Genomic DNA, 25,144 nt, shown 5'->3' with positions numbered 1-25,144 from the left:
CTCAACGGGTGAGTGCATCGTACGTCAGCGACAGGTAATAAAAACCACCTACCGCCGGGCCAGCCAGGAAGGAATAATACGGCCGGTTGAGCAAATTGGTCGCGCCCAACTTTAGCACAAGCCCTTTGAGCCGTGCGTTGATCTGCGCATCTACAGTGTGGATAGCCGGTACTCGGCCCGTTGCCAGCGCCGACTGCCACAGGAAAGCGGTCTGGTACTTGTAGTTCACCGCAAACCCCACCGGCCCCACTTTCGACAGGCTCAGGTTGGCAATCCAACGGGGCGTATTGAAGCCCTCTTCGAGGCCGTCGCCCTGTTCGGTGCGATTCAGTTGGGCGTAAGCCGCATTGCCCGCTACGGCCCAACCTGTGCGGCCACCCGCCAGTGCATAACGCACACCCACGCTCCCCCCGTAGGTATGCACCACCGAACGCGAGTTGGTCCAGAGCCGATACCGATCCTGTTTGGTTCGGTCGGCGAGGTAATACGCTACCGAGTCAGGGTTGTTACCTTTCGGGATATTGGCTTCGACCTGCGCCATGAAATTACGGTATCGGGTGTAGTACAAATCCACGTCGAGCTGTAAACGACCATCCAACCAAAGACCTTTGTACCCACTCTCAATACTATTTACCTGCTCCGGTTTGATGTACGTATAAGTGTTGGTTTTCAGCAGCCCCTTGTTACGGGCAATAGCCTGCGCGGTGGTCAGCCTATTGGTGTTCACATCGGTGTTGATAGCAGCCCCGAAGGCATCGATCGACGTTCGGAAGTAAGACCGCTCAAACACACCCGCCGAAAGTAACGGCAGCCCACCCACCCGCTTTACACCACCCGAGTTAACATTTGAGAAGGCTTCGAACAACGACGGAAACCGGTAGCCGTTCTGGTACGACAACCGCACATGATGCTTATCGGATGGGGAGAAAACAACGGCCACGCGGGGGTTTAGCCGGGGTTCAAAATACTTGTTTTTATCGAGCCGAACGGAGCCTGTCAGTTTGAGCCGATTATCGAGAAACAGGCGGGTAGCCTGCACAAAGCCGCCTATTTTCGAGTATGTCAGATTTTGACCGGGCGCTTCAGGATTGATGAAATAGTTGCCATCGGGAAACAGAACAAACTGCCGATACTCCATGCCCAGCAGGAGGTCGATACCGGTCTGTTTTTGAAAGGCCGCCCACGGGCCACGCGTAGGTTCAAACTGCGCTTCGGCATGGTACAACCACGACCGCACCCGCAAAGCCGCCCCAATGTCCCAGTTATTGATATTGGCCAGCGAATCGAGCAAAGCCTCAAAGCGCGCTGTACCGGGCTGCGGTCGGCCGGCGTCGGCTTGTGCACGAGCCTGTGCCAGCGCAACCGGCAACGACGCTCCCTGCTGTCGACTGCCAGCAAACTGAGCCGAAAACTGCCCGAACCAAGCGTTATCCGACCGGAAAGCCCGGTCGATATTCTCCGCCATCGAGCGAATATTGTACGAGTTTCCGGTATTCTCACTCGTGCGGTACGCCCGAATCTGGAGCGTGGGCGAGGCAAACGTCAGGCTATGCTGACCCAATCCGTAGTCGTTCAGGCGAAACCGGTTGGTGCGCTGGTACACATTATCGAGCAGGGCCCCCTGATAGGTATAGCTTAGGCTGGTTTGCGGCTTAAACCGGTATTGCACGGTCAGGTCGCCCCGGAGGTTCCGCAACCGATAATCAGTCACTTCGCTTTCGTAATATCCTGTACGGGCTACCACCACGTTACGTCCATCGAGCCGGAGCGTGCGCCGGTTAGGCGATTCGTTTCCGTACGAATTTACAGGGTCCTGAGCGGGTTGTTCGGAGCCGACTAACCCCAGCGATTGGTTGGCGGTGGGGTTCAGGTCGGTACGGTTATTGGCTACCCAATCGTAGCCCGTCTGGTACACCAGATTAGCCTTGAAAGCGAGTCGGCTACCCAACACCTTTGCGTACCGGATGCTGCTTTCGCTGTAAAGTTTAGGCCCGATACTCGCGTTACCCACGTGGTTTACGCCTGTTTTCTGGCTCACAGTCAAGCCCGGCGATTCAAAGGGGTCTTTGGTAATGAGATTGACGAGGCCATTCAGGGCATTAAGGCCATATAAAGCCGAAGCGGTTCCGGCCATAATTTCGACCCGGCTGATGTCGAGGTCCGAGGGGGCTAACGCGCCCGCAATGGGTGCCCCAATATGCGGAGCCTGGTTGTCGCGGCCGTCGACAAGCTGTACAAATCGTACGTTGGTTGTGTTGGCAAACCCGCGGGTGTTGTAAACCTTGAACCCTAAGCTGGGGGTGAGTAACTGAACCCCTTTGAGGTTCTCAATAGCGTCGTAATACGACAGTTGGGCCGATTTACGAATGGCTCGTTCATCGAGCACCTCAACGCTTACTGGCGAGCGAAGCACGTTTTCAGGCACTCGCGAAGCCGACACCACCACCTCGTTTAACTGGCGGGCCCGCATTGAATCGAGCGCGGGTACCGTGTCGGTAGGAACAGCCAGTAAACAGAGGGTTGTGTAAAGCGATACCATAACCTGAGCGGCCGGGTGAAGGCAAGGCTCAAGTTAGCTTTGAATAGGTGAACTACCAATAAAAAGCCCCGGACGTGATGACCGGGGCTTTTCTATTAATTCAGAAACGAAAGTTTCAAATCGTTCAGTTGGCTTCGAACCGAGGCATCTACCTGCCGGTCGCCGAGTTGGAGAACATACCCCCCAATCAGCTTCGGATTAATCTTTTCGGTCAGTTCAATCAGTTGGCCGCCGGTTGTTTTGGCTACCATCTCTTTAAACTTCGTCCGCAGTTCGTCGGTAAGGGGCGTGGTGGTAATCACCGTGGCCCGCTCAATTCCTTTCATACCGTCGTACAAACGGATAAACTCGTCGGCTATATTCTCCAGGATACCCTCGCGGTTTTTCCGAACAACAATGTCGATAAAGCTCATTGTCATTGGGTTCAGCTTATCCTTGAAGATGGTGCGCAGAACAGTGTCTTTCTTGCTCACGCGGATAATCGGATTCTTCAGCATCAGAGCCAGCGGACGGCTATCGTCTACAGTCTTCTTGAAGAACAACATATCCCTGTGGATGTCTGCTACAAGGTCTTTTTCCCGTGCCAAATCCAACAAGGACTTAGCGTATCGGTATGCAACGGTTGCTACTGCCATATCTTTAGCAGTTTTCAGCTTTCAGTTTCCGGTCGACAGTTAAAGCTAATACGTTAGGCATCAGCAAACTGAGAACTGTAAACTCTACACTGTAAACTTTTTTAATTGAGCCGTGAGTTTGCTACTAAATCCTGAACCAGTTTCTCCTGTGCTGATTGGTCAGCCAGTTCACGACGCAGTACTTTCTCGGCAATGTCGAGCGAGAGGGTAACTACCTCTTTCTTCATCGACGTTACCAGCGCCTGACGCTCGTTCTGCATTGACTCACGAGCCTGCTCCAGAATCCGGTTAGCTTCTACCTGAGCTTTCTGCTGCGCATCGGCAACCAGACGGTCAGCGGCTTCTTTAGCACCCCGAAGAATGCTTTCGCGCTCTGAACGAGCTTCGGCCAGCAGCTTCTCGTTGTCAGCCTTCAGAAGCGCCATTTCCTGACGGGTTTTCTCCGCCAGATCGAGGGCACTCTGAATATTGGTTTCGCGCTCTTTGAGGCTCTGCGTGATTGGCTTCCACGCAAACTTAGACAGGATAAAGAACAGGGCACCGAAGATGATAATCTGCCAAAACAACAGGCCGATATCGGGGGTAAGTAAATCCATTTTCGGACGTTTTTATGTTTTTCAGTTTACGGTCTACAGTTGGGGGCTGTCTTACAGATAAACCAAAGACTGTAAACAGCAAACTGTAAACTTCTAAGGGACATTCTTTTGTTAGGAAGCCCCCGCAGCCGACAACCTCAAACTACGGGGACTTTCCAGAAAACGGGTTGCTTTTCGTGTGCTCTTGCCTAATACGTGAGCGAAAAGCTGCGCTTACGCGCGTGCTGCTGCTCAGCGATTACGCCAGAGCAACCAGCAGACAGATTACGGCAGCGAACAGGGCCACGGCTTCGATAAGAGCCGCGATGATCAACATAGCCGTTTGGATACGACCAGCCGCTTCTGGCTGACGAGCGATACCTTCCATCGCGCTGCCACCGATACGACCGATACCCAGACCAGCACCAATAGCGGCCAGACCAGCACCTACTGCGGCACCCATTACGGCTACGCTACCCGTAGCTTCCAACAAGATTGAGAGCAAAAACGCTAACATCTGATTTTGAATTAATTATGAAAAATAAACAAAAGAATGCAAAACTGAATAAGCAGCGGGCCGTCAAACGATTCAGTCACGTGCGGCTCTTGCTACCTGTAAATTAGTGGGCTTCCGGGCCTTCGTACCCGATACCATGATCGGCTTCGTGGTGATCTTCAATCGCGCTGCCGATGTACATTGACGTGAGCAGGGTGAAGATAAAGGCTTGCAGGAAGGCAACCAGCAATTCGATCAAGTTCATGAAGATCGTAAACGGAGCCACGATCAAGCTGATACCCCAACCCGTTGCCGAGCCACCCAGATTATTGGCAATGAAAATAAGCGAAATCAAGCTCAGGATGATGATGTGACCCGCCGTGATGTTGGCAAACAACCGGACCATCAACGAGAACGGCTTCATAAATACACCCACAATCTCGACCGGAATCATGATCGGCAGCAGGGCTACCGGTACACCCGTTGGTTTCACAAGGTGAGCCCAGTAGTGCTTGTTACCGTTCAGGTTTACCACAAAGAAGGTAATAACAGCCAGTACGAGCGTTACGGCGATGTTACCCGTCAGGTTGGCCCCACCCGGCAGCAGACCCAGCAGGTTGTTGATCAGGATGAAGAAGAACAGCGTGAGCAGGTAAGGAAGGTATTTCTCGTATTGTGGGCCCAGGTTCGGCTTGGCGATTTCGTCACGCACGAACATCACGATAGGCTCCAGAAACGATTGCAGACCTTTGGGAGCCTTGCCTTTGTTTTTCGCGTACCCACTTGCCACTGACCGGAAAATCAGAATCAGCAGAATGGCACTCAACATCAATGAGGCTACGTTTTTGGTGATCGAGAAATCGTACACCTTCACGTCTTTGAGAGGCTCGCCCGCTTCGTTTACACGATAGAGGTGACCGTGCTCTGACTTGTAATTGTTGTACACCTCACCATGATTCAGGTGCGACGACGAGAAAACCTCCAGGCCGCGGTCGGCAGTGTACAGAATAACAGGCAGGGGGAGCGTAACGCCGTGAGCGAATTCCCAGCCCCGGTCGTCGCGAATGTGGTGCATAATCATTTCGCCCACATTGAATTTTTCTTTTTGCTCCTGGTGTGTCTCCTGACCGTCGAGCGTGTGCTCCTGAGCCGTAGCTAAACCAAACGAGCTCAGAAACAGAGAAGTAACAACGAAAAATCTATTAAATAAGCGACGCATCATATGAAATCAAAGGCGGTCTTTCAAATCGCGTCGCAATTTACGACTCAATCCGTAGATTTCAAAAGCGGTGTAAAATATATATAGTACAAGAAAGTCGAAGATGAAGATGCGCTTGTTCTCAACGCCCTGATACACGAAAAAACCAACGAAGGCTACGCTCAGCACCAGCCGGGCCACCGTAAAACCCATGTAAAAAGGAATGAATCGTTCGCCTTTTTCCTGATTTCCAAGTTCTACTAAACGGTGCATTAGAAACGACAAACTGAGGTAAAAGAGCAGAATAACCTTCCAAAGTGGATGAATAAAACTGGTATAGCCAAACCGTTCAGCTATGAAAAATACAAAAGCCAGAATGAACGTAAACAGTATCGATCGAATCATATCGGGGTAGACAGGCAGGAAAAGGAGAACGAAAGAGGGAGAACGGACCTGTGTACAACCGTCCACCGTTACCACTCTCCTACCACTTATTCTTTTGGTAAGCCTTTAATAAACAGATACAGCGACGCACCGATGGCCGTCAATGCCAGAACAATAGTCCAGACCGGGAGTCGGTTGCCCTGCCATTCGTCGAGTTTCATACCTCCCCACACCCCCAGTCCGATGGTGCCGAGCATCTGAAACGCAATGCTGCTATACTGCGTGTACGACGTAACCTTGCGGTTGGCCTTATCGAAGCGAGATTTGGGGTCGGTTGAGCCGGGCTTATTTTCCATGATGAACGGGTGCCAACTGGGGGTTTGGTCTCTTTTTTGTAATTTGGCCCATATTAAATAATGCCACCTACCCCGTCAGCGTTAGAAGATTAGTTTGCCGTACCCCACAGGGGGCAAGCGTCATGTAAGATGTATAATGCAAAATAAAGGATGCATAGTTTCCTGTAAGGAAGCTTCCTGCTGGTTATTTGCTATTCATCGGTTCATTATCGACAATGTTTCTATTCCGTCGCACAGACTCTACCAATAGCCTGCTGGGCTGGGCCACCTGTTTAGGGCTGGTGGCTGGCCTGAGTGCCTGTTCACAATACAGCAACCGGCCCATGAGTAAGGCTTATCACAACCTTACGGCTCATTATAACGCGTATTTTATTGCACAAGATCAGCTTCGGCAAGCCGAAATAACGCTCTACAAAAACCGTAAGGAAAATTATAACCAGATTCTCCCCGTTTTGCTGCCGGTTGATTCGATCACGAACGAGCCGGTCAAGCCCTTTCTCGACGAAGCGATCAAAAAAGCATCGCTGGTTGCCGAGCGGCATCAGAACAGTAAATGGCTCGACGATGCGTATATCGTCATTGGCAAAGCCCGTTTGTTAAAGCAGGATCTTCCTAATGCCATTGAGGTGTTCAAGTATGTGAACACCAAAGGCACCAATGAAGACGACAAGCACACGGCACTCGTTAACCTGATGCGGGCCTATGTGGAGGCCGGCGACTACAACAACGGCCTTAATGTAGCCGAATACCTGCGGGTGCAACCTCTTAGTAAAGACAACACCCGTGATTACTACCTGACCAAGGCGTATTTGCATCAGCGCAAAGGCGAACCCGCCGTGGCAGCTGCTATTCTGGATGCTACGTTTCCGTTGCTCAAAAAAGAAGAATCAACGGCCCGTTTGCATCTGATTGCCGGGCAGCTGTACGACCTTGCCGGTCAAACAGCCAAGGCCTATGAGCACTATGCCGATGTGCTTCGGAACCGCCCGGCCTACGAACAGGAATTTTACGCCAACATCTACCTGATTCAGGGCAGCGGGGGCAAAAACAGGTTGGGGCAGTCGTTTGAACAGATGCTGAGCGATCGTAAAAATGCCGACCTGAAAGACAAAGTCTACTACACTATGGGCCTGCTCGAAGCCCGCCGGGGCCGCTACGATGAGGCAATTAGTCTGTACCGTCAGTCGGTGGCGGCTACCACCACCAATACCGCGCAAGTTCCGTACACGTACCTCGAAATGGGCAAACTCTATTTTGAGAAGAAAGGAGATTTTGTGAATGCGCAGATGTACTATGATAGTGCACTGGCGTTGCTTCCCCAGCAGTCGGCCGATTACGCGAGTATTCAGACCCGCAAAAAATCGCTGGACGAATACGTAAGCTACCGAAACACCATACGGACCGAAGACAGCCTGCAACAACTGGCCCGACTCTCGCCCGAAGCGCTCACGCAGGCCCTCAACAAGGCGATGCAGGAGCAGGACAAACGCGACGCCCAACAGGCCGAGCTGGCCCGGCAGGTGATTGAAAAGGCGACCGGTACCCCTACCGTGGCCGGGGTATCGCAGCCGGGGGCTACCAACTCCAACCTCTCCCCCAACGACCGTTGGTACTTGTACAACCCTGTTCGGATTACGCAGGGCCTTCAGGATTTTACGAGCACCTGGGGAAACCGCCCGCTCGAAGACGACTGGCGTCGGAGCAACAAGGATGCCTCGCGGGCTATGGCAGCCGAAAACAGCCCGGTAAATGGGGGCACACCGGCCAACGAAATCAACCCCAATGCGCCCCTGCCTACCCGGGCTGATGCGCTGAACGCTGCCGCCGGGAATCCAACGGTAGGCGGTACAGCCGTGGGTAGCCGCGCTAATGGCGTAGGTAGTCGGCTGGAAGCTATGAAAGCGCAGTTGCCGCTGACACCCGCAGCCCTGGCCCAGTCGAATGGGCGCATCGAAAACGCCCTATACCGGCTGGGTAAACTGTACAAGTTCCAGTTCAATCAGCCTACCGATGCCATCTCGACATTTGAGCAGTTGCTGACCCGCTACCCCAACACTCTCCAGAAACCCGAAGTCTACTACCTCCTGTCGGTTTCCAACGATCAGCTGGGGCGCACCTCGACCTGGAAAGACAAACTACTGGCCGAATTCCCGAATACGTCGTACGCGCGGCTAGCCGGTAAAATAGCCGCAGGCAACGGCGCGGCCGTAAGCTCCGGGGCAGAAGCCCAGGCGCAGAAACTATACGCCGACGTGTACTATCTGTACCAGACCGGCAACCTGACCGAAGGCCTCGCCCGTGCCGAAACGGCCCTGAATCAGTTTGCTGGTTCGCAAATTGAAGATAAGTTTGCTCTACTGCGGGCCATGCTCATTGGTCGGGTGCAGGGAACGGAGCCCTACCGTCAGGCGTTAGCCGATTTTATCCGCGACTACCCGGCCAGTACGCTCATTCCGCACGTGAAGGAGTTGCAAACAGCCGCTGACCAGGCTACGGCCAAGCGGAAATAATGAGTTTAATGGCTGGATAGAACCCAATCCATAGTCTGCCATCCAAGATCTAACGACCCAACATTCAATGCTCGAACTTGCTTCTGGCCCGTACCGAACCATCATCAAACGACTCTGGCGCTATGCCTTACTTGGTCTGGCGTTACTCGTTTTCTACATTTTTGCCGTCAGCTACAACTTTCTCTGGCTGTTTGGCGGTATGCCCAGCCTCAAAGCCCTCGAAAATCCACAGAGCGAAGTTGCTTCAGAACTCTACTCCGAAGACGGCGTCATTCTGGGTAAGTATTATACCGAAAACCGAACACCCATCGAAATTACACAGGTATCGCCCAATGTGATTTCGGCACTCATTGCCACCGAGGACGCCCGGTTTACCCGGCATTCGGGTATCGACCCGCGCTCTTTGTTCCGGGCCGTTTCGGGTATTTTGCCTTTTGGCGGAAAAGGGGGCGGCAGTACGCTGACGCAGCAAACCGCCAAGAACCTGTTTGAAACCCGGGCCGAAAAGTACCGGGGCTGGCTGGGGCATATTCCGCTGGTGAGCACGGTCATCTCAAAAACAAAGGAGTGGATTCTGGCCGTGCGGCTCGAACGAAACTATACGAAGCAGGAAATTCTGATGATGTACCTGAACACCGTTTCGTTTGGGAACAATACCTACGGGATCAAAACTGCGACCAAAACGTATTTTGGTAAAGAGCCGTGGCAACTGAATGTGGAAGAAGGTGCGCTGCTGGTCGGTATGCTTCAGAACCCATCGTTGTATAACCCCCGTACCCACGAGGAACGGGCCATTCAACGGCGAAATGTGGTACTGGGGCAGATGAAAAAATACGGTTTTCTGACCGACGCGCAGTTTGCGACCTACCGCGAGAAACCTCTAAAACTGGATTTTAGCGTTGAGAACCAGAACACGGGTATGGCAGCTTATTTCCGGGCGGTTATCAAAGACGACCTGCAACGATGGATCAAAGAATACAACGAAAACAACGGCACCGAGCTTGACCTGTACAGTAGCGGTCTTAAAATCCGCACATCGATTGATTCGCGGATGCAGGCTTATGCCGAAGCGAGTGTGATGGAGCATATGCGCGATCAGCAACGCAAATTTTACGAACACTGGCGCGGCCGGAATCCCTGGGTTAAGAAAGATGAGCGGACAGACAAGTTTGTCGAAATACCGGGCTTCATTGAGCAGGTGGCTAAACGTACGGCCCGGTACAAAAGCCTCGTGAAAGAATACGGCGACGACAAAGAGGCTATCTGGCGTGAAATGCGGAAGCCGGTAAAAATGAAGGTTTTCACGTACGGGGGCAAGAAAAACGAAAAAGATACCACCCTCAGCCCGCTCGACTCGATTCGCTATTACAAGCGATTGCTCAACGTGGGTTTCATGTCGATGGACCCCAATACCGGACAGGTAAAAGCCTGGGTGGGCGGTATCAACTTCAAGTACATGAAGTTTGATCACGTGCGGCAAAGCCGTCGGCAACCGGGCTCAACGTTCAAACCGTTTGTGTACCTGGCAGCCATCGACAAAGCATTCATAACCCCTTGCGACCAGTTTACCGATCAGCCCACCACGTTTGCGCGGGGCGAAGACAACAACGGCGGCCCGGCCTGGACACCCAAAAACTCGAACGGCAAATACAGCTACCGGAGCCTGTCGCTGCGCGAAGCACTGGGTCAGTCGATCAATACGGTAAGCGCCCAGTTGATCAAGAAAACCAAATCTGAAACCGTAGTGGATTATGCCAAACGGCTGGGCATTCAGAGTCCACTCACGGCCAATCCCACACTTTGCCTGGGTACGAGCGATGTCACGGTGTTTGAAATGGTAGGGGCCTATTGTGCGTTTGCTAACGGCGGCTACCGGGTTAAACCTCTGCTCATTCTGGATATTCGGGATAAAGACGGCAACGTCTTGGCCAGCTTTGGCCCATTAGCAAATCAGGAAATCAATGCGTCGCGGGCGTACGACATGCTGTACCTGATGCGTGGGGCCGTGGAGGAGCCCAACGGAACCTCGGCCCGGCTACGGAGCCAGTACAAGCTCCTCGACGGTGGCAATGAGATTGCGGCCAAAACCGGTACAACCTCCAACTACTCTGACGGCTGGTTTATGGGTATGACCCAGAATCTAGTTTCGGGCCTGTGGGTGGGGGGCGACGACCGGAGTATTCACTTCCGCAATATCGAATACGGTCAGGGAGCCCGTGTGGCTATGCCCGCCTGGGCCTTATACATGCAGCGCGTGTACAAAGACCCTGCTCTGACCCGCTATAAACCCGAACGGTTCCGCAAGCCCGACAAGTACAAAATCGACTGCGGTGGTTACTACATTGACTCCACGCAACGGTACATTCCGCCCAAGGTAACCACCCAGGAAGAGGAGGGCATTTTGCAGTAACTTTTTTGACCTGAGGGTCGTTAAACAATGGCACGCGGATAACGCGGATAGCGGAGATTTACACGGCTTTTCTTTAGAAACCTGTGCGAATCTGCTCAATCTGCGTCATCCGCGTTCTGTTTTACTTTTTGTTGATAAGCAATGGCTAATCCTCAATTCGATTACAAAACTGAGCTGGCCCGGATTCCGCACGAGCCGGGTGTGTATCGGTATTTCGACGCTACAGGCGAGGTAATTTATGTGGGTAAGGCCAAAGACCTGCGTAACCGGGTTAGCAGCTATTTTACCAACTCACGGCAACACGACCGGAAAACGTTGCGACTTGTCAGCCAGATTCGGAAAATCGAGTTCACGATTGTACACACCGAATTTGACGCCCTCCTGCTCGAAAACCAGCTGATAAAACGGTACCTGCCGAAGTACAACATTTTGCTTCGTGACGATAAAACGTACCCGTTCATTTGCGTAACCAACGAGCCATTTCCGCGCGTAATTACCACCCGGCGCATCGACCGGAAACTCGGAACCTTTTACGGCCCCTACGCCAATCTGAAGCCGATGTACACCGTGCTGGAAATGTTCAGCCAGTTGTTTACCATCCGCACCTGCAACTACAACCTGACGCAGGAAAATATCGAGGCTGGCAAGTTTAAGGTCTGCCTGGAATACCATATTGGCAACTGCAAAGGGCCTTGTGAAGGCAAGCAATCGGAGCCCGATTACGACCGCGATATTGAGCAGGTGCACTCGATTCTGAAAGGGCAACTAAAGCCCGCGCAGGAGTATTTCCGCAACCGAATGGTCGAAGCGGCCGAAACCCTGGCATTTGAGCAGGCGCAGCAGTACAAAGACAAAATGGATGTGTTGCAGCGGTTCCAGAGCAAATCGACGGTGGTAAACCCCAAAATTGCCGATGCCGACGTGTTTACCATTGCCTCCGACGAAAGCTGCGCGTACGTGAACTTCATGAAGGTCGTCAACGGGACTATTATCCAAACGCACACAGTGGAGGTCAAGAAGAAGCTTGATGAAACCGATGCCGATATTCTGGCCATGATGATTGTCGAATTTCGTGGGCAATACGGTAGCACGGCGAAGGAAATCATGACCAATATTCCGCTCGATGTAGACCTGAAGGCTGAAATTACGATTCCGCAGATTGGCGATAAGAAGAAACTGCTCGACATGTCGCTCAAAAACGTGCTGTATTTCCGACGTGAGCGTCAGGACCGGGCAGCGGCCGAGGCTACAGCGAGTGCGAGTAAGAAAGACCGGGTTCTGATTAAGTTGAAGCAAGACCTTCAATTGAAATCATTACCCCGACGTATCGAGTGTTTTGATAACTCCAATATTCAGGGCACAAACCCGGTATCGGCTATGGTTTGTTTCATCGATGGCAAGCCAGCGAATAAAGAGTATCGCCATTTTTCAATTAAAACCGTGGTAGGTCCCAACGACTTTGCCAGTATGCACGAGGTAGTTACCCGCCGGTACAGCCGGGTGCTGGACGAGCAAACGGGTCTACCTGATCTGATTGTGATTGACGGTGGCAAAGGGCAGCTCAGTGCCGCCTGCGACGCCCTCAAAGCGCTCGACCTGTACGGCAAAGTACCGATTATTGGCATCGCCAAGCGGCTCGAAGAGATCTATTTCCCAGAAGATAGCCTGCCGCTGTACATCGATAAAAAGTCAGAATCGCTCAAACTAATTCAACGTATCCGCGACGAAGCGCACCGGTTTGCTATTACCTACCACCGCGATAAACGGAGCCGAAACAGCCTGATTAGCGAGTTGGAAAACATCGAAGGAATAGGCAAGAAAACAGCCGCCCGCTTGCTGACCTACTTCAAAGGCGTCAAAAAGATTCGGGAGGCCCCGGTTGAGCAAATTGCCGAGGTTGTGGGGACCGATAAAGCGCGGAAAGTGAAGGAGTACTTTGCCGGAATTGAAAATACGTAGCAACGCAAACAGCATTCTGTTTAAACGACAAAAGCCCGGTTCAACCGGGCTTTTGTCGTAATAGTCTTTTAGCTTAGTATTCCCACAAGCCGTGCTCCATCTCCATCAGCTCATGTTCGGTCTGAATTGACTTCAACAAGCCTTCACGGTCGCCGTAAACGCCCACAAGATCTTTATCTTCGGGGTTTGATACTTTGGTAATACGACCGTAGAACAAACGAAGATCAAAGGCGTCGGCCAGGTTTTTATGCTGAGCCTGGTTTTGCGGGTTGTACCACACAAATTTCTTCGGATCTGACCGGAACAGTTTGTCCAGATCAGCATATTTGAACGATGCCACGGGCACTTCCAAACCAGCCGGGTTCTTATCAGCAGGCAAGTAAAGCGTCACAGTCTGGATATCGTAGTACAAACGTGAGCGCTTGCGGTCAAAAATCCAGTCTTCTTTGATCTCCAGAATATTCAGGTCACGGGCAAAGTACTCGTCGCCCTGAAAAGCCGGCGCTGCTTTTACCGTATCAACCGGAGCCGCAGCCACCACCGTAGCCGGAGCCGGTTTGGTTGCTTTGCCTTTAGCACCTTTCTTCGACGAGGCTACTGCCTTCTTCTTGGGTGCCGGAGCCCCCCAGCCATCGTCGACGGGTTCTGCTTTCTTCTTGGGTGCCGGAGCGCCCCAACCGTCGTCAGTTGTTTTAGCAGCTGCCTTCGGCGCATCTTTTTTAGCAGGTGCCCCCCAGCCATCGTTGGCATTGGCAGCACCCTCCTGACCGAAACCGGCCTCAATTTCTTCTTTCGACAATCCGCCCCCGGAGTTCGGCATCAGAATCTTCTGCTGAAACTTATCGGGTGTCATGGGCGTACGTGTCGAATCGTTTTCATAAGCCACCAGCAAACCCGACTTAACGGCTTCCATCAGGTACTTAGAAATCTCGTTATTCTTCGAGAACATCGATTGATTCTGCTTCTCCTTCAGGTCGATCCGACGCCAAAGGGTCTTCTTCATCATGATGTCATTGTCGTTGATGGGTCGAACCGACATTGGATTCGCGCCCGTACTGGCCTTCTCCTGCGCTACCGCACTCCCACCAGCCAGCAGCAAGATGGCTACTGCGCCCACGCCGAACCGCATGTTTTTCGGTTGATTCATGTCTGCTTCTAAGGTTTACTTTTCACAATAATGGCACGGCTATCTGTCTGACTAACAAAACCGTGCCATTATCGGCTTATTCTAACTATATAACGCTTAATGGGCCAGATTATTTAGTTCAACGGAATGTTGTAAATCGGACGACCCATGTTTACATCACTTACTTCACCCCGGAAGTTCTGACGCTGTACCCCTTCTACCTCTATCACATATCGGTCACCGGGTTGCGCTTCGGCAGCCAGGCTACCAATTGACCCACCACCGGAACCCAACGTAACAGCACCTACCCGACGGTTACCGCGAGCCAGGTTCACCGTGAAGCCAGTTACCCGGAACCGGGCATCTTCGGGGTTGAAGTTCTTGAAGCTTTCGTCAGGAACAGCTACTACCCGGATGCTCCGCACAGCGGAAGCCGACATACCCCGGCGCTCATCGACTTTCGAATTACCGACATAATACTCCAGCGTCGGTTTCGGAACCCGGTTAACCCGGAACTTCTCAGTGCCCAACAGGTTACCTCCGTTGCTGATGTTGATGGCTACACTTTGTGCACTTGGCACCACCGTTACTTTACCTTTCTCACCACTGTTGATTACGTCGGCGCCCGAAGCTGTAATGCTTGGGTTCCAAAGTGCGCCCAACTGCGGACTCTGAATACTCAGTTTATTAGCACAACCCAGATAGAGCGGAGGCAGCGTACCTGTCTCAACCTGATACGTTGGTTTGGCTACAAAGTATTCGGCTTGCAGCGGTACAGTTTTCGAAGTTCCATCGGGTGCATTGTACGAGATCGAACCAGTCAGTACCCGGCGGGCCAAACCATTCTTGTCATACGCACCACCCTGTGCCGTAAACTCGATTACCCCACGGCCATTGTCCATCCGAACAGGTGCGCCACTGAGACTCATCCGAGGCTGAATACCCGACGACGAAGCCGCCAGGAACATCTCACCTTTGAACTTCGTACCTGCAACCACCACCTTCGATTCCATGCTGAGCATGGCCATAATCTTATCGAACTTCACATCGGCTGCACCAACTTTCGAAGCCAGTACTTCCAGTGTTTCGCCTTCAATACGACGTACTTCCGACTGTTTCTGGCTCAAAACGGCCAAAGCTGCCGGCACGGGCGTCTGGGCGAAGTTCAGTTCAGCAAAATCTTTCCGGCGCTGTTCGGCTGATCGGCTGGCAATGGCATCCTCTTTACCATCAACCGCCAGGGGCGCAAACTTCGCATTAGTGTACTTGCTCAGATTCGTAACAAAGCCGTTCAGTTGGTTTTTCAGGGCATAGGCTTCACCGTTCCGGTTGGGGCCCACCATGATCTGAGCTACTTTTTCTTCTTCACTGGCATTTTTGATATTGCCCGTTTCATCAAGACCACCGCCTGCTTCTTCGATCAGACGTTGCTTGAGACCGTCGATCTGGCTGATCATTTCTGATGCCATCTTACGGACTTCTTCGGCCTGCCGGATGACCGCTACATCGGCGGGGCGATTTCCAGACTTCTCAACCGTAGCCCGGATATTTTTGATTGTAGCGTCGTTAACCTGATTAATAGCCCCCGTCGATTGCTCCAGACTGTTATTGATCAGGATGAATTTCTCCAGAATGGCCGATGTCACCTGCAGGGCAAGCAACGCGGTCAAAACCAGGTACATCATCCCGATCATCTTCTGACGGGGTGTTTCTTTGCCACCTGCCATAATGTGGGGTAGTGATAATTAAAGAGTTGTAGAGTTAGTACAAAGTTGCCGTGTTGTCAGGTTGGCGAATCGTACCGGTCAGCGACCGTGCCAACACCCCAACCTGACACATGCATCCTTTTATTGATTACCGCGCATAGCTGTCAGCATGCTGCCGTACACATTATTCAGTGACGACAGGTTGCCCGTCAGTTTAGCCAGTTCGTTTTTGAACTGTTGCGTATCGCGGCTGGCATCGGCCATGTTCTCCATAGCGGAGGTCAGGCTGCCATAGAAGGCGTTCATTGCCTTCAGGTGTTTGTTTGTATCCTGCAACTCCAGTTCGTACACCGCGTTCAGGGCACCCATGTTCTTGGTTACCTTCTGGAACTGATCGCGGTAGTCTTTCGCATCGGTGGTTGCATCAGCCATCGAGTTCATAGCTGTGATAGCCGTGCCGTATGACTTGTTCATTTCACCGATTGACTGCGAGGCCGTTTTCACGTTCCGAGCGTACTCGTTAGTCGCTACGGTAGCATCCGTCAGATCCTTCATTTTTGAAACTGAATCAGACAGCGTGCGGAAGCCCGAGCCGAGTTTTTCAAAAATATCGGGAGTTACCTTAGCCTGCGCCAGCATTTGGTCCATGTTGGCCGTCAGACCATTGGCCTGAGGAACAGCAACAGCGGCCTTACGGGGCTCACCCTTGTAGTCATCGGCCAGCTCGGGGTACACCCGCTCCCACTCATAGTCGACACCGGCGGCAGGAAACAGGAAGCTTTGCATAGCATACAAAGCGAAGATAACAGCCTCGATAATCAGACCGGCCGTCAGGAGCCAGCCCAGCGAGGTAATGTGTTGAATCTTGGCCATGGCCCCAAGTACTACGACTGCGGCTCCGGCACTATAAATGGTTGGTACGAGACGATCCCAGAAAAAATTGACTCTCTTTCCTGCTGCCATAAGATGGGCTAATTAAAGCGTATGGTGAACTGTTTTTGTGATTACGAATTAAGCTTTGCTGTTGTTGCCACGGCCACCCCGGCTGCTTTTGCTACCCCGGCTGCTGCTGCTGCTGGCTTTGGTTGCCTTGCTACGTGAGCCACCGCTCCGACCACCCCGCATCGACGCGGTCCGGCCTTCGAGGTTGTCCATCACGCAACGGAATCCGATATACGACCGCTTGGCGTTCTCGTACTCGTAATACCGTGTACCGGTTTCCAGGTAGTAGGCAATATCTTTCCATGAACCACCCCGAACTACTTTACGTGGCTCGTCGGCATTCTGGTTATCAGGGTTCATATCCCAAACAATGGCGTTTGAGTTGTCAGCGTAGGCATCGCGGCACCACTCGGCTACGTTACCGGCCATGTTATACAGACCGTAATCATTGGCGTTGTAGGCATTGGCCGGGGCCGTGTACGGATAACCATCGGCGTCGAAATTACCGCGTTGTGGTTTAAAGTTGGCTAAGTAGCAACCTTTTCCATTGGCAACGTAGGGATTACCCCATGGGTATTTGGCTCCCTGCTTACCACCCCGTGCGGCCCACTCCCATTCGGCCTCAGAAGGCAACCGGAAACGGGGCGACACAAACTGACCTTCTTTAGTCCGGAAGTCATTGTACACGTTGGTGCGCCACGAGCAGAAATGTTGAGCCGCCTGCCAGCTCACCCCTACCACCGGGTAGGTATCAAAGGCTGGGTGACCATAATAATATTCCAGCATCGGGTCGCCATTGTGATACGTAAAGTCGTTTTTCCAAACGGCCGTATCCGGGTAGAACTTTGCCATGATTTCCTCCTCGCCGATAGTCGATACCGAATCGGTCAGGAGTGCGTTGACGTACTGGCGGTACTCATGGTTGGTAACCTCGGTATCGTCCATGTAGAACGAGCTGATGGTTACCCGGCGGTTCATGTTAATCTGGGTAGCGGCCACGTCTTCGTCGGCCTGACCCATAATGAACGAGCCTGAGGGAACGAGCACCATGCCGTAGGGCGTAGTTTGCTTCCAACCTTTACGGCCTTTGTCAGCAGTAATCTCACCATTGATTACACCAACGTCACCACCGTCTTTTCCCCCTCTTCCGCCAAATTTAGACTTAACAAAACCGCAACTCTGCATTAGCAGAACCACAGCCGCGACCATTGCCCCTCGGGTTGCGTTTACTGTAAACCAGGTGTACTTCATGTCAGTAGCGTACTTATTTTCTTCTTGTGCAAGACCGAACTAAAAACGAAAATCCGTTCGGTTATTGTATTGTTATGCCGTACAGGCGAAAAAATTAGACTTCGGGTACTATTTACCAATTAAAAACAGGTGAAAACAAGGTCATTATCAAGGGTCAATCCCTCAAAATTACTACCCTACCTGCAAACAGCCTAACAATAATAGGGCCAATTTGTCTATCTGAGCCGATTTAAGCAAGTCTACTTACCTATTAGCCGTATTTTCAATACCGGAAACGCGGGGTACGAATAATGGGCTTTTTGCGGGCATCAATAGGCGGTAATGAGTAACTAAGCAAAATTTCGTGGGAGGTGGGTGCTTTATTGGCAAAAGTATTCGTGGTAAAATCGAACGCATACCCAAAGCGTAAGGCATTATTCCGTAGCAGGCTTACCCCTACCGTAGCCATTAGCGCATCGCCTACTCGGTACCCCAGCCCAGCCCAGTACCGTTGCTGATACGTAGCCAGAATATTGGCCGAGATGGCCGTTTTGGTAGTCGGTGTAGCCATTGCTACTAAGACCGACGGCTGCAGATCCAAGTCATAGCCAAAACCAAGCCGATAACCAGCCGTCAGGTAAGCAGTTCGCTCCTGAGGCACTACCAGACGGTCGGTACCAAGCCGGAAAGCTGGTTGGTTGATGTGCAAGACACTTACCCCCACCCAGTAGTCGACCGTATTGTAATAAACGCCAGCCCCCAGGTCGGGTCGGGCCTGCGTAATACGGCCCTGCTGGAGTAGCGGGTCAGGCTCGTTAGGGCGAAACTGACCAAAATCAAAACCCCGGTTGTACATGCCACCCTGTACGCCTATGGCCAGTGTACCATTTTTCAACGCCATCCGGTACGCATACGAAACCTGCACCGCCTGATTAATGGCCGGCCCAAGCCGGTCGTTCATGGCATAAATGCCGACCCCGCCCTTAATTTTATCCAGAGGCATGTTGAACGAGAAGAGTTGCGTACTTGGGCCTCCGCCATTGTCGGTAACGGTTGGCTGATACCCGGCCCACTGGGTACGGTGCACCAACTGAAAGCGCGGCACTCCCTCCGACCCTGCCCCCGCTGGGTTGTAATACAGCGGATTAAACATGTACATGCTAAACTGAGGGTCGTTTTGGGCGTGCACAAACCCGCTTGCGCCCAACAAAAGCAGTGATAGTAATGCGTAAACAATGCGCCCCATAAAGCTGGCCGTGTAAAGTTTCTAGGTCAATTGATCACTGGTTATTCCCGGTTGCCCGTAGCTGATGGGTTACGAACCCAGACCACGGGCCATTGTCAATAAATGACTTTAAATCTAAACGCAGTATAGACAGAAAATATTGAAACAAAAAAGAGGTCAGACGCAAACGCCTGACCTCCTATGCTAACTTACTGAGCCTACAGATTGTTGGCTTTTTTGATATACAATTCGAGCGCACCGTTCATAGAGGGTGCATTGGGTAGCGGAGCTTCGATGTCGAGCGTCAGGCCCGCTTCTTTAATTGCCTTGGCAGTAGTAGGTCCGAAAGCCGCCATCCGGGTTCCATTCTGCTGAAAATCAGGAAAGTTGCTAAACAGTGAAGTTACACCCGACGGGCTAAAGAAGGCAATGATGTCAAACGACTTAATATCCAGGTCCGACAGATCGGTGGGTACTGTTTCGTACATGACCGCTTCGGTAAAGTGCAACGCACTTGTATCCATAAACTCCGGAATATCATTTCGGCGAATGTTGGAACACGGAAACAAAAACTTCTCGGTTTTGTGCTTCTTGATGATTTCCATCAGTTCGGCCGCCGTTTTGGTGCCGGTGAAGATTTTCCGCTTCCGAATCACAATGTACTTCTGGAGGTAGTTGGCGGTCTGCTCCGAAATACAGAAGTACTTCATATCGGCAGGCACCTCTACCCGACCTTCCTGGCAGATACGGAAAAAGTGATCAATCGCGTTACGGCTCGTGAAAATAATGGCCGTGTGATCAAGAATGTTGATCTTTTGTTTACGGAAATCTTTGTACGATACGCCCTGGATTTGAATAAATGGTCGGAAGTCTATGGTAAGATTGTACTTGCTGGCTAAGTCGAAATAAGGAGATTTTTCGTCAGGTCTGGATTGAGTAACTAAGACGCTCGAAACCTTCGTTAACCGATTTTCTGATTGCTGGGTGCTTGTTTCGTTCATTGAATAAACCTCGTTATACGATTCGAAGCTTAGATGCCAGCAAGCCTCCTGATGCATTGCGGTTGACTTGATAAAAGAAGGAGAACCTTACAGTGCAAACCGCACACCAATTAGCAAGGGCACTAATTCAACGATGCAAAGGTACGAAATTAAATAAAGACTTTTGATAGGTGCCTGAGCTCGTATAACCAAATACAAAAGGACTAACCGCACCAGATAGAAGACCGTAAACGGGATTAACAGGTAATTAGTGAGGTTTTCGATAGTAGGGCCATTGAAAATCACAATGGTCGCCAGAAAGCCAATGGCTGTAAAGAACAGTAGCGATGACTGAACAACTTTGAAGAAGTGAATATTGACCACGCTCTCGAATCGGTACAGGCTCCCGACAACCTGCAACATCAAATATTTGCCCAGAAACGACAGAAACACCAGTACGCTGACCAACAGGTAATAGAGTAACAAAGCCCCAAAATTCTGTTGATCAAGCAGTAAGGTACGCGACGAGAACACATTGACGTTGCGGCTCTGCACAAACAGGAACAGATAGCCCATCACAAAACTGAGGCTGAGCAAAAACAAGAGTACCGTGCGGCTAAGGGGGCGGTTAATGAGGAATGACTCATCCCGAACGCGCAGCGCAAATAAATCGCGGGGGTCGTACAGGACCAGAAACGCCCGCCGGTACAGGCTAAACAACAGGGCATGAATAGCCAGCAGGAAGAGCAGGCCAAGCCCGAAAAAATTTTGATACACCGAAAAAGTCCGGGGCCGTACGCTCAGATTGTCGTCGCTCAATACGACAGGCTTCTGCAAAATCGATTTGGGATACCCCATAATCATCTGCTTGCCAGCTACACCCGCCGACCCGTAGATGGAAAGCAGCACTCTCGGTTGTCGGTAGGCATTATACAGGCTATCAATCGAAAATGTGTACCACCGGCCACCCAACAGCTGCTTTTTCAGGGCGGCATTGATAAACACATACGTATCGGTATCGGTGTACAGGAGGAGCTGATAATGCCGGTTACTTTCCAGATCAATGGAAGCACTTACCGCGGGGGCATCGGCATGAATTTCGGGGAGGTAAGGAACGTAGGCTTTGGCAGCCTCATCGTACACAAGCCAGTCGTCGGCAAAGCTGTGTACGGCATAGTAGCGCTGTTCGGGGCCAACGCCATTGCGGGTAGTTTGTGCAAAAAGCGAAAGAGCAAACGAGTGAAGAAGTGAAAGAGCGAGTACAGCAAGACCCCGTCGTATCCATCCGTTCGTCTTCTGTGTTTGCTCTTTCACCACACGGCCCATTGGGCCATCGCTCTTCTGCTCTTTCACTCGTTCATTAATTTTTACCGAGGGCCTTCAGCATGGTTTCGCCGATAAGGGCTGGCGACTCCACTACGTGAATACCGCACTCACGCATGATAGCCATTTTGGCAGCTGCTGTATCGTCAGCCCCACCAACAATAGCACCGGCATGGCCCATACGGCGGCCCTTGGGCGCGGTTTGACCAGCAATAAAGCCAACTACCGGTTTCCGGTTGCCGTCGGCTTTGATCCAACGGGCGGCCTCAGCCTCCATACCCCCACCAATTTCACCAATCATCACGATGGCTTCCGTTTCGGGGTCGTTCATCAGGAGTTCAACGGCTTCTTTAGTGGTCGTACCGATAATGGGATCACCACCGATACCGATCGCCGTTGTTTGGCCCAGACCCGCTTTGGTCAATTGGTCAACAGCTTCGTACGTAAGCGTACCTGACTTAGAAACGATACCAACCGTACCTTTCTTGAAAATGAAGCCGGGCATAATCCCAACCTTGCACTCTTCGGCCGTCATCACACCGGGGCAGTTAGGCCCGATCAGGCGGCAGGTTTTGCCGGCCAGATAATTTTTGGCCATCACCATATCTTCGGTCGGAATACCCTCGGTGATACATACAATCACCTGAATACCTGCATCGGCAGCTTCCATTATGGCGTCGGCCGCGAAAGCGGGGGGCACAAAAATAATCGACACATCGGCGCCGGTCTGCTCCACAGCATCCCGTACGGTATTGAACACCGGGCGGTCGAGGTGCGTTTGTCCTCCTTTGCCGGGTGTGACACCGCCAACCACGTTGGTGCCGTATTCCATCATCTGCTGGGCATGGAAACTACCCTCCGAACCAGTAAAGCCCTGGACGATAACTTTTGAGTTCTTGTTGACTAATACGCTCATGTTGCTCGTAAATCGTTGATTTTAGATGCCGAATCGTTGACCGTAACCTCAAACAGCACCAATAAAAAGCCTCGCAAAAGTAGAGGGAAAGCCGGAAAGACCAATGACTATTTTCTGTACATTTCGGCATGATTCTTTCGCACGTCATTTCCGACGCGGCTTTGGCCATCACGGGCGTTGGTGTTTTCTGGCATTTTTTTGGTCACCTGCCTTTCTATAATCGGTTGCTTTGGGGCTTTTTTTTACTGACCATTTCGCTGGCGGCCATCGCCGGTACTGCCCGCTTTGCCGGTGTCGAAAATCTGGAGGCCCTGCACGAATCGTTGCAAACGTTGGCCAGCACGCTCGGAATTGTCTGTGTCGTAATGGCCACCTGGGCCCTGGTAATGCGCCGAACGGTAACGCTTATCCCGTTTGTGATGACCCTGGTAATGGGCCTGTTTCTGTTTGTGGTGCTGTTACTACCCGATGTACGCGTATTTCGGCCGGTGTCTTCTTCGCTCGGTATTTTGCTCGTGATGCTGCTGGGCGTGTTTGGCCTCATGCGCCGGGTACCCAACGCACTCTGGATTGTAATTGCCGTCATGCTGGCGGCCATTGCCACCAAGGCGGAGTCGTTTTCACAACTAATGCACCCCACCGATTTTTATCATTACATGCTGGCGCTCTCGTTGCTTGGGTTCGGTAAGGCGGTGCAGCGATAGGTTGGCCACGCCCCCGGAAATCATATTAGCCAAATAAACCGTCACGCCCCTGCGTGGGTTTAGTTGTTATACTCAACAACTACACGCGAATGAATTTATTGGAACTGGCCGAAGACCCGGTCAAAGCCGCTAAAGCCGCCAAACTTCAGTACACTTCTGATACCATGCCGGGCATTTCGCGGCAACGGCAAGGTGACCGATTCACGTACCTGGCACCGGATGGCCAACCCATTGATGATGACGCCACACTGACCCGAATCAGCAACATGGCCCTTCCCCCGGCCTGGGAGAAGGTATGGATTTGCGCCAAGCCTAATGGTCACCTACAGGCAACGGGCATTGATACTAAAAACCGTAAACAATACCGCTACCACGCCAATTGGAACGCCATTCGGAGCGAAACCAAGTTTTTTCGCATGATCTCGTTTGGCCAGAAACTGCCGCTGTTACGTCAGCAAATTGAGCAGGACCTCAAAAAAACGGGGCTTCCGCGCGACAAAGTGATTGCCATCGCTCTGAGCGTCATGGAGCATACCCTGATTCGAATCGGCAACGCAGCGTACGAGAAAGAATACGGTTCGTATGGCCTTACCACGCTGAAAGACCGGCACGTGAAAATGCAGGGTGCCCAACTTCGTTTCAGCTTTAAAGGCAAAAAAGGCATTTACCACGACATTACGCTGCACGACCGACGACTGTCGCGATTGGTGAAAGCCTGCCGTGATATTCCCGGTAAAGAGCTTTTTCAGTACTTCGACGAAACCGGTGAACGACGCAGTATTGATTCGGGTATGGTCAACGAGTACTTGCAGGACGTCATGGGCGATAGCTTTTCGGCAAAAGACTTCCGCACCTGGGCCGGCACCGTCAATGCGCTTCGGTTACTGGTTGAGCTGGAGCCCTGCACAACGGAAAAGGAAGCCAAGAAGAATGTAAACACTGTACTCGATGAGGTATCGCACCGGCTGGGCAACACCCGCACCGTTTGCCGGAAACATTACGTACATCCGCAGATTCTGGAAGCCTACGAGTGTCAGGACCTCAACCCGTACATTGAACACCGCAACCGGTTTCGGCAAACGAGTCCGTACGGGCTGGATGGCGTCGAAAAATTACTGTTGAAGTTCCTGACCGATCAGGCCAAAACGGTTGTCAAACAAACCAATACGCGTTCGGCGGCCCCCACTACGCGCGCCCGGCCCAACACCGTCAGCCCATAGCTTTTACCCAATGGTGGTGGCCACACTGACGGCAGGCAGGTTGGGTTTCAGTCCCTTCAAACGGCTGTACGTGCCCACAGGTTGTGCAGGCATATTGACCAGGCACCACCAGCGTATCTGTTTCGAGCCGTAGCAGATGGGGCAAAATAGGCAACCCCGGTTTACCCACATCGTCCGTCGACCGAAAAACGCTTAATTGGCCATTCGGCTCCAGAATAGCCAGCCGAACCTGCCCCAAATGCTCAATACCACCCTGCCGCAGTTCAGAGAAGAGTTCGTCTTGCCCGAGGTCTTCTTCGTCGAAGTTGCGGGTTTCGATACATCCGTTCTGGATCACGTACACGGGCTTGCCTTCAAGACTTTCGCGAAGCCGCCGGTTCTTATCGCTCAGGCGGGTGATGATTTTGTAGCAGCCCATCATGACCACAAACACAACGATAGGCGTACTCAGCGGGACATCATCGTAAAACATAGGATCGCCCGCAGCTGAGCCCAACCCAATCAGCAACACCAGCTCATACACCGACAATTGTTTCACCGACCGCTTACCCGATATGGTCAGCGCCAGCAACACCACCGTAAACATAATGGCGGTACGGAGAGCCACTTCGCCCAGGTACATCCACGGAAAATCATGGATAAGAATCCGGTGCCAGTCGAAGGGTTGTACAGGCTCTTTCATGGTATCTGCGATAGGTTAGCTCCGGTGC

At 52.0% G+C, this 25,144-nt stretch carries 21 protein-coding genes; 5 read left to right on the top strand and 16 right to left on the bottom strand.

Translation table 11 applies throughout. The features are described from left to right. Position 1 precedes the first annotated feature (1 nt). The 7 genes from F5984_RS18375 to F5984_RS18345 all read right to left on the bottom strand — a co-directional run bounded on the left by F5984_RS18375 (position 2) and on the right by F5984_RS18345 (position 6,183). Entirely contained in the window at positions 2–2,539 is a 2,538-nt protein-coding gene (locus tag F5984_RS18375; protein ID WP_152125671.1) for a TonB-dependent receptor plug domain-containing protein, read from the bottom strand. Between the two features lie 95 nt (positions 2,540–2,634). Beyond that, positions 2,635–3,174 (bottom strand): ATP synthase F1 subunit delta, encoded by a 540-nt coding sequence (gene atpH, locus F5984_RS18370; protein WP_152125670.1) that lies wholly within the window; start codon positions 3,172–3,174, stop codon positions 2,635–2,637. Positions 3,175–3,275: 101 nt separating this feature from the next. Then, positions 3,276–3,770 (bottom strand): F0F1 ATP synthase subunit B, encoded by a 495-nt coding sequence (gene atpF / locus F5984_RS18365; RefSeq protein ID WP_152125669.1) that lies wholly within the window; start codon positions 3,768–3,770, stop codon positions 3,276–3,278. Between the two features lie 238 nt (positions 3,771–4,008). Then, entirely contained in the window at positions 4,009–4,266 is a 258-nt protein-coding gene (gene atpE / locus F5984_RS18360) for an ATP synthase F0 subunit C (protein ID WP_019989929.1), read from the bottom strand. A gap of 103 nt (positions 4,267–4,369) precedes the next feature. Then, on the bottom strand, positions 4,370–5,467 hold the full coding sequence (gene atpB, locus F5984_RS18355; RefSeq protein WP_152125668.1) for a F0F1 ATP synthase subunit A: 1,098 nt from the start codon (positions 5,465–5,467) through the stop codon (positions 4,370–4,372). Between the two features lie 6 nt (positions 5,468–5,473). Next, entirely contained in the window at positions 5,474–5,848 is a 375-nt protein-coding gene (locus tag F5984_RS18350; protein WP_152125667.1) for a hypothetical protein, read from the bottom strand. An 86-nt stretch (positions 5,849–5,934) separates the two neighbouring features. After that, positions 5,935–6,183 carry an AtpZ/AtpI family protein gene (locus tag F5984_RS18345; RefSeq protein ID WP_152125666.1) on the bottom strand — a complete coding sequence of 83 codons (249 nt, stop codon included), beginning with the start codon at positions 6,181–6,183 and terminating at the stop codon, positions 5,935–5,937. A 215-nt stretch (positions 6,184–6,398) separates the two neighbouring features. On the opposite strand from F5984_RS18345, the gene porW reads away from it, so the two are divergent. From porW to uvrC, 3 genes are all read left to right on the top strand, one after another. Continuing rightward, positions 6,399–8,693, top strand: coding sequence for a type IX secretion system periplasmic lipoprotein PorW/SprE (gene porW / locus F5984_RS18340; RefSeq protein WP_449619075.1), 2,295 nt, complete (start codon positions 6,399–6,401; stop codon positions 8,691–8,693). A gap of 67 nt (positions 8,694–8,760) precedes the next feature. Beyond that, on the top strand, positions 8,761–11,103 hold the full coding sequence (locus F5984_RS18335; protein ID WP_152125665.1) for a penicillin-binding protein 1A: 2,343 nt from the start codon (positions 8,761–8,763) through the stop codon (positions 11,101–11,103). Between the two features lie 141 nt (positions 11,104–11,244). Then, the gene (uvrC, locus tag F5984_RS18330) at positions 11,245–13,062 is read left to right on the top strand and encodes an excinuclease ABC subunit UvrC (protein ID WP_152125664.1); all 1,818 of its coding nucleotides are present in this window, start codon (positions 11,245–11,247) and stop codon (positions 13,060–13,062) included. Positions 13,063–13,135: 73 nt separating this feature from the next. Here the strand turns inward: uvrC and porN are convergent, their stop codons facing one another. The 8 genes from porN to sucD form a co-directional block, all read right to left on the bottom strand. Continuing rightward, positions 13,136–14,209, bottom strand: a complete 1,074-nt coding sequence (gene porN / locus F5984_RS18325) for a type IX secretion system ring subunit PorN/GldN (protein ID WP_019989922.1) — start codon at positions 14,207–14,209, stop codon at positions 13,136–13,138. A gap of 113 nt (positions 14,210–14,322) precedes the next feature. Next, positions 14,323–15,915 (bottom strand): type IX secretion system motor protein PorM/GldM, encoded by a 1,593-nt coding sequence (porM, locus tag F5984_RS18320; RefSeq protein ID WP_152125663.1) that lies wholly within the window; start codon positions 15,913–15,915, stop codon positions 14,323–14,325. Between the two features lie 120 nt (positions 15,916–16,035). Then, positions 16,036–16,857, bottom strand: a complete 822-nt coding sequence (gene porL / locus F5984_RS18315; RefSeq protein ID WP_152125662.1) for a type IX secretion system motor protein PorL/GldL — start codon at positions 16,855–16,857, stop codon at positions 16,036–16,038. 48 nt (positions 16,858–16,905) lie between these two features. Next, positions 16,906–18,087 (bottom strand): T9SS ring complex lipoprotein PorK/GldK, encoded by a 1,182-nt coding sequence (gene porK, locus F5984_RS18310; protein WP_246169136.1) that lies wholly within the window; start codon positions 18,085–18,087, stop codon positions 16,906–16,908. Between the two features lie 262 nt (positions 18,088–18,349). After that, the gene (locus F5984_RS18305) at positions 18,350–19,312 is read right to left on the bottom strand and encodes a PorP/SprF family type IX secretion system membrane protein (protein WP_152125661.1); all 963 of its coding nucleotides are present in this window, start codon (positions 19,310–19,312) and stop codon (positions 18,350–18,352) included. 197 nt (positions 19,313–19,509) lie between these two features. Next, complete coding sequence (locus tag F5984_RS18300; protein ID WP_019989917.1) at positions 19,510–20,292, bottom strand: uroporphyrinogen-III synthase; 783 nt, start codon at positions 20,290–20,292, stop codon at positions 19,510–19,512. Between the two features lie 87 nt (positions 20,293–20,379). Beyond that, on the bottom strand, positions 20,380–21,624 hold the full coding sequence (locus F5984_RS18295) for a DUF4271 domain-containing protein (protein ID WP_246169134.1): 1,245 nt from the start codon (positions 21,622–21,624) through the stop codon (positions 20,380–20,382). A 7-nt stretch (positions 21,625–21,631) separates the two neighbouring features. Then, positions 21,632–22,510, bottom strand: coding sequence for a succinate--CoA ligase subunit alpha (sucD, locus tag F5984_RS18290; protein WP_019989915.1), 879 nt, complete (start codon positions 22,508–22,510; stop codon positions 21,632–21,634). A 128-nt stretch (positions 22,511–22,638) separates the two neighbouring features. On the opposite strand from sucD, the gene F5984_RS18285 reads away from it, so the two are divergent. Together F5984_RS18285 and F5984_RS18280 are read left to right on the top strand one after the other, a co-directional pair. Then, complete coding sequence (locus F5984_RS18285; RefSeq protein WP_152125660.1) at positions 22,639–23,214, top strand: DUF6962 family protein; 576 nt, start codon at positions 22,639–22,641, stop codon at positions 23,212–23,214. A gap of 89 nt (positions 23,215–23,303) precedes the next feature. Beyond that, positions 23,304–24,434, top strand: coding sequence for a DNA topoisomerase IB (locus F5984_RS18280; protein WP_152125659.1), 1,131 nt, complete (start codon positions 23,304–23,306; stop codon positions 24,432–24,434). Here F5984_RS18280 and F5984_RS18275 read toward each other — a convergent pair. Beyond that, positions 24,424–25,116, bottom strand: a complete 693-nt coding sequence (locus tag F5984_RS18275; RefSeq protein WP_152125658.1) for a YetF domain-containing protein — start codon at positions 25,114–25,116, stop codon at positions 24,424–24,426. The two genes, F5984_RS18280 and F5984_RS18275, sit on opposite strands and share 11 nt — an antisense overlap. Positions 25,117–25,144: the final 28 nt, after the last annotated feature.

This window comes from Rudanella paleaurantiibacter (assembly GCF_009184635.1).
Taxonomy (GTDB): Bacteria; Bacteroidota; Bacteroidia; order Cytophagales; family Spirosomataceae; genus Rudanella; species Rudanella paleaurantiibacter.
This window is presented reverse-complemented; position numbering and strand designations above follow the sequence as displayed.